The sequence below is a fragment of the Pedobacter metabolipauper genome, assembly GCF_004362715.1.
GTDB lineage: Bacteria > Bacteroidota > Bacteroidia > Sphingobacteriales > Sphingobacteriaceae > Pedobacter > Pedobacter metabolipauper.
Genome location: NZ_SNYC01000008.1, coordinates 214,558 through 223,664 on the forward strand (window position 1 = coordinate 214,558; position 9,107 = coordinate 223,664).

At 40.1% G+C, this 9,107-nt stretch carries 7 protein-coding genes and 1 pseudogene; 4 read left to right on the top strand and 4 right to left on the bottom strand.

Annotated elements, in window-relative coordinates:
• Positions 1 to 17 precede the first annotated feature (17 nt).
• Both ATK78_RS21295 and ATK78_RS21300 read left to right on the top strand, forming a co-directional pair.
• The gene (locus ATK78_RS21295; protein WP_133578154.1) at positions 18 to 1,808 is read left to right on the top strand and encodes a RagB/SusD family nutrient uptake outer membrane protein; all 1,791 of its coding nucleotides are present in this window, start codon (positions 18 to 20) and stop codon (positions 1,806 to 1,808) included.
• A gap of 15 nt (positions 1,809 to 1,823) precedes the next feature.
• Positions 1,824 to 3,050: an alkaline phosphatase family protein gene (locus tag ATK78_RS21300; RefSeq protein ID WP_133578155.1), complete on the top strand. Its 1,227-nt coding sequence runs from the start codon at positions 1,824 to 1,826 to the stop codon at positions 3,048 to 3,050.
• Between the two features lie 93 nt (positions 3,051 to 3,143).
• Here the strand turns inward: ATK78_RS21300 and ATK78_RS21305 are convergent, their stop codons facing one another.
• The 4 genes from ATK78_RS21305 to ATK78_RS21320 all read right to left on the bottom strand — a co-directional run bounded on the left by ATK78_RS21305 (position 3,144) and on the right by ATK78_RS21320 (position 7,243).
• On the bottom strand, positions 3,144 to 4,439 hold the full coding sequence (locus ATK78_RS21305) for a S41 family peptidase (RefSeq protein ID WP_133578156.1): 1,296 nt from the start codon (positions 4,437 to 4,439) through the stop codon (positions 3,144 to 3,146).
• 19 nt (positions 4,440 to 4,458) lie between these two features.
• Positions 4,459 to 5,355, bottom strand: coding sequence for a hypothetical protein (locus tag ATK78_RS21310; protein ID WP_133578157.1), 897 nt, complete (start codon positions 5,353 to 5,355; stop codon positions 4,459 to 4,461).
• A gap of 158 nt (positions 5,356 to 5,513) precedes the next feature.
• Positions 5,514 to 6,083 carry a hypothetical protein gene (locus ATK78_RS21315; protein WP_133578158.1) on the bottom strand — a complete coding sequence of 190 codons (570 nt, stop codon included), beginning with the start codon at positions 6,081 to 6,083 and terminating at the stop codon, positions 5,514 to 5,516.
• A gap of 206 nt (positions 6,084 to 6,289) precedes the next feature.
• On the bottom strand, positions 6,290 to 7,243 hold the full coding sequence (locus ATK78_RS21320) for a hypothetical protein (RefSeq protein WP_133578159.1): 954 nt from the start codon (positions 7,241 to 7,243) through the stop codon (positions 6,290 to 6,292).
• A 373-nt stretch (positions 7,244 to 7,616) separates the two neighbouring features.
• On the opposite strand from ATK78_RS21320, the gene ATK78_RS21325 reads away from it, so the two are divergent.
• Positions 7,617 to 8,582 carry a helix-turn-helix transcriptional regulator gene (locus ATK78_RS21325; protein WP_133578160.1) on the top strand — a complete coding sequence of 322 codons (966 nt, stop codon included), beginning with the start codon at positions 7,617 to 7,619 and terminating at the stop codon, positions 8,580 to 8,582.
• A gap of 271 nt (positions 8,583 to 8,853) precedes the next feature.
• Positions 8,854 to 9,107: pseudogene (locus tag ATK78_RS21330) on the top strand (GIN domain-containing protein); the annotation flags it as partial.

Consider the following 9,107-nt stretch of genomic DNA (forward strand, 5'->3'; position numbering starts at 1 on the left):
GTATTAAAAAATTAGCCATGAAGAAGAGCATATATATCGCATTCGCACTACTAGCCGTTACATTTACGGCCTGTAAAAAAGGAGACCTGGACCGGTTTCCCCAAACCTCCATTGCACCCGAACTATTTTTCAATTCTGAAGAAGACCTCATTTTGTATGTAAATGGATTGTTGTCATTGCCAGACAGAAATACCTACCTGAACGATCAGAGTAGTGATAACGTAGCAACAACCGCTGCCGTTGAAGTAAAAAATGTGATGGCCGGTAATACCAATGCCCAAAACATTACTTCGGGATGGAGCTGGACCCGCTTAAGGAACATCAACTATTTCCTGGAAAACTATAAAAAAGCCAAAGTAAGCAACGATGTAAAAAACCACTATGCCGGATTGGCAAGATATTACCGTGCAGAATTTTATATGGAGAAAGTAAAACGGTTCTCTGATGTACCATGGTATTCCGGAACCTTAAATCCAGAAGATGCGCAGTTATTTAAACCTAGCGATCCAAGGGCTTTAGTAGTAGACAGTATCATGGCCGATCTTGACTTTGCCTATAAGAATGTGAGAGAAAGTGTGCCTACAGGAACTCCCGGAAAATGGGCTGCGGCTACATTGTATGCCAGGGTTGCACTTTATGAGGGAACATACCGTAAATATCATTCGGAACTAAACCTTGCCAGCTCAGCAAATGCATTTCTTCAGACAGCTGCCAGGGTAGCCGGAGAGATCATCTCTTCTAAAAAGTTTACCATATACAATACGGCAAAGCCTGCACAGGATTATGCGGCCTTATTTTCCAGTCAGGATCTAACCAGCAATACAGAAGTTATATTGGTTAACGTATTCGATCTTAATAAAAGCAAAAGCCAGAATGTAAATTCAGTTGTATTTGGTGATTATGAGCAGGCTCCTGCAAGAGACCTGATCCAAACCTACCTGATGAAAGACGGAAGCCGCTTTACCGATCAGCCGAATTACAATCAGCTTGGTTTTGTTAAGGAGTTTGAAAATCGCGATCCAAGGTTGTCTCAGACCATGGTTTATCCGGGATGGGTTCGTGTGCCTGATGCACAGCCGTACATTCAGCGTTTAAATAAAAACTTTACAGGTTATCACCAGATCAAGGGATATGTAAACAGTACAGACAACGTAACCTTAAACAGTGTTGATTTTCCAGTTTACCGGTATGCAGAAGCGTTACTGATCTATTCAGAGGCAATTGCCGAACTGGGTACATTGACGCAGCAAAACCTGGATGAATCATTAAACCTGCTTAGAAGAAGAGCTGGCCTGCCAGACCTTAATTTGGCACAGGCAACTGCGGCACCAGACCAATTGCTATTACAGCAGTTTAGCAACGTTACCGCAAATGCAGGTGTGATTATGGAGATCCGCAGGGAGCGCAGGGTTGAGTTTGCATTTGAAAATTCAAGATATGATGACCTGATGCGCTGGAAGGCTGGAAAGTTGCTGGCTAAAAGTCCGGAAGGAATGTACTTTGCCGGATTGGGTAAATACGATATGACCGGTGATGGGATTGAGGATATTGCCTTGATAGACCGTACACAAACCATTCCTGCAGAAGCTCAAAAAGAAAAAAATTCATTGGGCGTTACCCTGGTTTACTATCGTACAGGTGCAATTGGTACAGATGCTACAGTATTCTTAAAAAATGGAACCGCAGGCGGGGCAATTGTAACAGAAGCAGTAACCCGTAATTTTGAAGAACCTAAATATTATTATCGTCCAATTCCGCAACAACAGGTAATTTTGAATCCAAACCTGAAACAAGTATTTGGCTGGTAATTAAAATTAATTTCGATGTATAAAAATATAGCACTTTTTGCAATGATGGTCTTAGCCCATCATTGCTTTGCCCAGAAAACAAAGAAAACAGTCTATGTAATCGCAGATGGGATCTCTGCAGACAAGATTGAGAATATGGACCTGCCAAACATCAACAGGATCATTAAAGCAGGTAGTTATACCCGTATGTATGTAGGTGGCGGCAAAGGTACTTATAGCCAAACCCCAACCATCTCTGCAGTTGGTTACAACAGCTTACTTACCGGAACCTGGGTAAATAAGCATAATGTTCCTGACAATGACATCAAGGCTCCTAATTACAAGTATCAAAATATCTTCAGGTTATTAAAAGATCAGTATCCGCAAAAAAAGACGGCTATCTTTTCCAGCTGGCTGGATAACCGCACCAAACTGCTTGGCCATAATTTACCTGAAGCAGGCAACCTAAAGGTTGATCAATATTTTGATGGTTACGAATTGGATACGGTAAACTTTAAGCACGATAAAAAGCGTGATTTTATGAACCGAATCGATGAAAAGGTGGTTGAAGAAGCAAGTAATACCATTAAGAAAGATGCACCAGACCTGTCATGGGTTTACCTGGAATACACTGATGATATGGGCCACATGTATGGTGACAGTCCGCAATTTGACGAAGCGATAAAAAAACTGGATGTACAGCTTGGAAAAATCTATGATGCCATTGCCTACCGGGAAAAAAACTTCAATGAGGAGTGGCTGTTGATGGTGACTACAGATCATGGCCGTGACGAGAAAACCGGTAAGGGTCATGGCGGACAATCAGACCGTCAGCGTTCTACCTGGATGGTATCTAATTACAATCAGCTAAACACCTATTCTAAGGTTTATAATCCAGGGATTGTAGACATTATGCCTTCTATAGCACGGTTTATGAACATTAATATCCCTGCAGAAGTAAGACAGGAAATTGATGGCACCCCTTTAATTGGTCCGATCTCCATTGCAGAGGTAAAAGCCAATTTTGTTCATGGCAGCATGGATCTTAGCTGGAAATCATTGGAAGAAAAAGGCAACGTTAAAATATGGTTAACCACAACCAATAACTTTAAAACTGGAGGTAAAGACAATTATGTATTGGTAGCTGAAGTTCCGGTAAGTAAGCGGCATGCATTTATAAATCTGGAAAAATACCCTGCTGAGTTTTATAAGATGGTGTTGGAAGCACCAAATAATACAACAAATATCTGGGTAACCCCATAAAGCGGTAAATCCTTTGTTGGTTAAAACCTGCATCGTTCATGCTCCTGCTCAAAGGGTATAGATGGTGCAGGTTTTTAGTTTAAAAGGCAGGGGTTATGGCTTTAACTTTTGCCGGTGCTCAATTAATCCTAAGGTTTTGACCGGATCCTGACCTGTAGCAATTAACCCGGTGTTTTGATTTACTGCACTTATTTTCTTATCTGCCGTTGGCGTGCTGGTCATGGTAACTGGTATTCCGTTAATTAAATCGAGTACTTTACTTAAGCAGCCCTCGTTTGGGTCTCCGAGGGTAGGATTGCTTTCGCCTTTAACAAAAACATCTGGTGTTATCCCATCAAAATAATCAGCTTTCCCTTGTGCATTAAGAATTAGAAAGCTGGGTAAATAAACGCTGTATTTATCAATATTGATCCCGAAAAAACCCACTGGCTTGCCATAGGTTTTCTCTCCAATCAACCTGACATTGAAGTAGGGTTTAAGGCTGTTGATGAGCAGCTCGCTGGCAGAGGCAGTTTTTGGAGAAACAATAAAGTAGATGTTTTTAATTGTTTCCAGGTTCCCTTTTTTATTAAATTTAAACGTGTTGCCCGCCTCTGTATAATCTACATCGGCCATGGTGGTATTTCTTCCTTTATAAATTATCGGTTTGCCGGCATTGTCAAGATAGGGCTGGTATTTTAATATGGTTGCCTTTCCACCTTGCATTAATGCATTAAACTGCTCGGTAAACATTACCTTTCCGGTTAATGCAGATGGGGCGGTCAAGTCGGCTATGTATTCTGCAGTCTCCACATAACCACCGGCATTAGACCGGAGGTCAATAATCAGGTTCTGGGGACTGGCTGCTGCAAATTCTGAAAAGACCCTATCCAGATCAGGTTTAACGGTACTTAGTAAAGGAAAGGAACCAAGGGCGATATATGCCGCAGAATTGGCTCCGGGATTAACCATTAAACTTTTAAGGATAACAGAACCAGTTGCAGGGCCGGCTTCGGCGCTGCTGCCGGGTATACTCCTGCCGGTCAGCAAATTGGAGTATTTTGGGTTCCCTGCGGTTACCGGAAGTTCAAAAGGCAGGCCCGTAGCGGTATTTAGCTTTAGCTGCGAAATATCGAACAGTTCTTTCTTGAACGCGGATAGATCTGAGGCCATCCCGTCATATTTAACCCGCGGATTAAATGTGTTGTAATCTGGAAGGACCTCATTCCACAAGTAAATTTGCCGGGCATACAGAAAAATAGAATCCAGGGTAAACTGCATGCGGGTACCTGTAGCTGGCGAAATAACAGGATCGGTATCATCAGATATATGTGCATCTTTTTTACAGGAACCAAGGGCGCCTATCATAAGAATGCTGATGATCAGTTGATATATATTCCGGTTATTCATGTAGTACAACGAATGTTTATTAATCTGTTATAGTTATTGGGGCAGTTGCATGGTACCATTGTCCCAGCACTGTATTATTCGAATTAAAAAATTGCATGGAGTTGCTGGAGGTTATTGGGAAAACAGATGGGATCGTCACAGAAATGGCTGTGCTGGTTTGCTGCACATTGGTAATGGTAATAGAATTGGTAAACGAACCAGGGTAATATATTTTTACGTAGCTAACCGGATTATATTTACCAATTACAGGATTAACCGGAATGGTTAACACATTTCCTCTTTTAACTATAGTGCCGGCAGGAATGGTTACTTTAAGCGCAGGTTTTGCAACATGATACGGCCCCCTGGTTACCTGCCGCAACCCGGTAACCAATTTAAAACTATAATATCCGGTATCAATGGCACTGGTTATGGCTATTGGAAGCTGGATTTGTGAATGCGTGAACAATAAAAAAGTTGAGCCGTAAAGCTGAATTTCTTTTTTATCCTTGTCAACTAAGTATAACCTGGTTTTGGTTGTATCTGTAATGATATTTTCTCCGGTTAAAGCCATCGTTTCTCCAATAGTTATACCGGTATTATTGATTATTTCAAAAGCCGGTAATGGCTGATTGATGGAAGGGGATAAGATATATTTTTTAACGCTTCCGTCTTGCGCGGTAACGGTGTATACTGTAGTTTCATTAAATGCTACTTTTTTCCCGCTTTCCGGACTTATTTTGGCGCGGTCGGATACTAATATATTGGGAGTAATAGAGTCTGGAATAGTTTGTAAGGGCGGCCAGTAAATAATGATCTTGTCATCTATAATACTTGCTTTTATTTCTGCCTTAGCATTGTCTGCAATGACAAATTTTTCAATGGAGTTGTATGGGAAATCAACGTATTCTTTTTTACAGGATACAATAAAAGACACTGTGAATAACAGTATTAGGCTGGTAAAAATGCGGGTCAATGAAATTCTTTTTAAGGTTAGACGAAACATGAATATATAATTTTATAAAATTAAATAAGGTACGGACCGGGTTGTAGCCTGATCCGTACCCTGGAATAGATCCTTTTAAATATTAGGATTTAATTAACGACACCGTATTCTACATCGATGATCGCGCGGTCGAGAGCTCCACTTTGTTGAGGTGTAACATCCACTACTTTAATGACATAGGTTACTAAGGTTAAAGGATTAGTAATGAAAATATATACATAATCAATAATGGTGATACCTCCTGGTGGAATGTAGTCATACCATCCGTTTGGTGTACCACCGCCCGTATTGTAACCAACGCCAGCAGCAGAAGCTGTAGTTGCCAGGGCATACTGCGCTGTTCCAATGCTTGCCGTGCTGGAAATGGTAGTGTATAGATATTTTACGGTATATCCTGCAGGAGCAGTAATGTATGAATTATCCCTGTTGGTAAACAATGCCGTATCACCTGCTGCCAATGGTAATTTAATGGTGCCATAAGATACTGATCCAGAACCCCAGTTACCAGTAATGGTAGCGGTATTTACAGGGCTTACTACTGCTTTCGCATTGTTTAAACTTAGAGGTTCGTCTCCATTTTCCTTTTTGCAGGAAGAAGCGAATAAAACAAGGGCAAATAAGCCTACAGCTAATTTAGAGATATGATTTTTTGAATTCATGATTTTTAATTTAAATTATTGTTTAAGTCAACTAATTACAGTGCCTCTTATGAGATCACTGCCGCCTCTTTCGGGTAATTCTCGAATTACCGGCCGAAGCATTTTCTGAGAAGGTGTTAATTGTTCGTTTTAGTACCATAGGCATTCTTTAGGGTGATTAATGGTTAATTTAGCACCCGTTCCTGCGCATGAACGGGAAACTTTCTTTATTTAGCGGTAACAGTAAGGTTCCCGCTTTTAGTGAGTGTGGTCCAGCCCTCAAATTCAAATTTGAAAGGGATTTGCCAAACTCCAATAGGGAAGTCGTCAGGAATTCTAAGTTCTAATGAGAGGGGCGAATAAGTAACAACAGGCAATTCATACACGACAGTGTTTACCGTAACGCTTACCTTTTTTACATTGATGAATATGCTGTTAAATGGTACATATATAATACTGCCCCCTTGTTTAGCGGCTTGTGTGGGCATCAATAGATTGGGTTGTCTATGTCTGATGCGGAGTACCTCTGGCAGATCCATCTTTGTACCCAGCGTATTGATTGATACAGTATAAGATCCGGTATCCAGGGTTGCAGGCAAAGGCATATTAATTAAAGCATAGTTGAGCGTTTCTGCCCTGATTGCCGTGCTCGCGTTTAATACCAGGGTGGTTGCTTTTTTAGATACCCGTTCTGACACAACTACTTCTACCAATGCAGGATTTCTTTGCATGAAATCCCCCAGCATTATTGGTAAAACTGCACCTGGATAGGCTATTGGATTTGCGGTGTTCCAACGGAAGCTAAGGTTCGTCGGGTTTTGCTGAATAAGTTTAAGGGTATAGATCTTTTTACTCCCATCGTTCCCGGTTACACCGTATGTTTTCGTATCTGTTACGTTAACCGGTAAGATTTCTTCATCAAGTTTAGACCCTGAGGCGACTGTAATTTCGGGATCAATTATAGATAGGCCGTAATAGTAAGGTAGATAGACAGTTATTGTACCTTCAAGATCATCAACGGCTCCATAGATCACAGTATCGGGTATGTTGGTTACTTTATAAGTTAATATTTTAGCTTGAGGTAATGGTTCTAAATCAATGGTCTTTTTGCAGGATGCTAAAACCATAAAGGTTATTGGAATTAAAAGTAAGGGGGTAATTTGTTTGTAGAGTAATTTCATTTTTAAATTTAATTAGCAGTCTTTTTCATATTTGTTTGATAGATAAGATATTGTAGGCAGGGTACTGTTGATATCCCCATTGAATTAACCTTATTGTTGTTTTTAATCATTCTAAATAAGAATACTGCAAATGTTTAAATAGTTTTCTATATATGGTGTTTGCAAATCGGTTTATCACGTATTCGATCCGATTTATTTTGTATTCAAAATGGTCAAAATGTCATTGGTTGCTTGATTTAGAATCGTGAGACTAAATCCAACTATTGTCCGAAGAAAAGCTAACCCGGTTTTAGTATTTTATTTAGAAAGATTATAAATAATAAAAGCTATATTTGTTTTATCAGTTAAAGACTCTCAAAACAAACCAGGTATAATGGTCGTAAAAAGCAAGATAGAAGGACTAAACGAATGGCTCTTTATGGAAAATATTCCGGATGCATTTTTTTCAGGTAACACGATCACAGAAAAAAATGTAATCATAGAGCGCTCGCCGGCAAACATAGTAAGCTATCAATTGAGCAGTGCCGGGTTGTTTCTAACATATTCTGAAATGAAGTTTACCAAACCAACACGCATTTATAGCAGTGTTGAAGGAGAAGCCATCACCAGCGAGTTTATGTTCTGCTACCCTTCAGGTTCCAGAAAAATAGGAGCATTTGGTAACAGTCATCATAACCTGCGTTTTGTTGCTCCTATAAACACGATGCATGAATTAAAGCCTGGTGTCGATTACACATTTTTTCAAATGATACTTTCCAAAGCATATTATTACCGGCTTATGGATCGTCATTCTTCCCTACATGGAAATTTTGTTCAGCATATAGAGAAGGCCCTGTCCGTTTCCAATACCCCGCAAAATAAGATGGTAACGTCAGATATGCAGCGGATCATCTCTGAAATTAGAGAAGGAAAGAAAACGGGAGAACTCAGACGATTGCATACTGAGGCTAAAGTGTTGGCGTTGCTGATTTACCAAATTGAACAATTAAACAAAGAGCAGTTTGAAGATAAAAAGGTGCTTAAAGATGCTGATGTTGATAAGCTGGAGTGTGCACGTGCCATATTAGAGGTACGTTTTATAAATCCGCCCACACAAAGGGAGCTTGCCCTGGAGGTTATGCTGAACGAGACTAAGTTACGGCGTGGTTTTAAGGAATGTTTTGCCATTACCATCTATGATTACATTACCAGGCTGCGGATGGAACTGGCAAAAAGCTTGCTGTTGGAAGAGCAGAAAACCATTTATGAAGTTGCCTTACTTACAGGTTTTAGGCATCAGGCAAATTTTAGCACAGCATTTAAAAAGTATTTCGGCGTATCACCGAGTGAGATGATATAACTTAAAGTGATTGGCTAACTTCCTGTAATTAATAAATTAATGCCCGGAAGAGCATTTTTTACGGCTAAAAAATTTAAGTACCTCCAACCAATCTATTGCGTTGACGGTTGTTGATAATGAATGATCAAATACATGACCGTTCGTCGAAATATTACGGGCGTTGGTCGTGATTGTGCTGTTGCTGGTATAATACAGCAGATTCTTGTGCAACGTTTTCCTGTTGATGGCGTCTTAATAACAAAACAACAAGAAAATTTAAAAACAAGATATTATGAAAACTCTAACTAAATCCGTAATCGCTTCTCTATTTACAGCTGTCCTTTTAAGTACTTCTGCCATGGCAACCTTTGCTGCAACGCCCATCCAAAAAACTACAGCTTACGCTGGTTTTAACAAGATCTGGGTAAGTGGAAATGTGAAGATCGTATTGACCCAGGGTGACAAAGAAGAAGTGCAGGTAGGAGATAACTTCAATTCAGAAAATACAACGATCCAAAGCCAGGGACAAACGCTATACATCAACTC

What these genes read in the sequence shown, in the direction of transcription:
- ATK78_RS21300 (WP_133578155.1), top strand. Translation starts at nt 1,824, where the DNA reads ATGTATAAAAATATAGCACTTTTTGCAATGATGGTCTTAGCCCATCAT.
- ATK78_RS21325 (WP_133578160.1), top strand. Translation starts at nt 7,617, where the DNA reads ATGGTCGTAAAAAGCAAGATAGAAGGACTAAACGAATGGCTCTTTATG.
- ATK78_RS21305 (WP_133578156.1), bottom strand. Translation starts at nt 4,439, where the DNA reads ATGAATAACCGGAATATATATCAACTGATCATCAGCATTCTTATGATA.
- ATK78_RS21315 (WP_133578158.1), bottom strand. Translation starts at nt 6,083, where the DNA reads ATGAATTCAAAAAATCATATCTCTAAATTAGCTGTAGGCTTATTTGCC.
- ATK78_RS21295 (WP_133578154.1), top strand. Translation starts at nt 18, where the DNA reads ATGAAGAAGAGCATATATATCGCATTCGCACTACTAGCCGTTACATTT.
- ATK78_RS21320 (WP_133578159.1), bottom strand. Translation starts at nt 7,243, where the DNA reads ATGAAATTACTCTACAAACAAATTACCCCCTTACTTTTAATTCCAATA.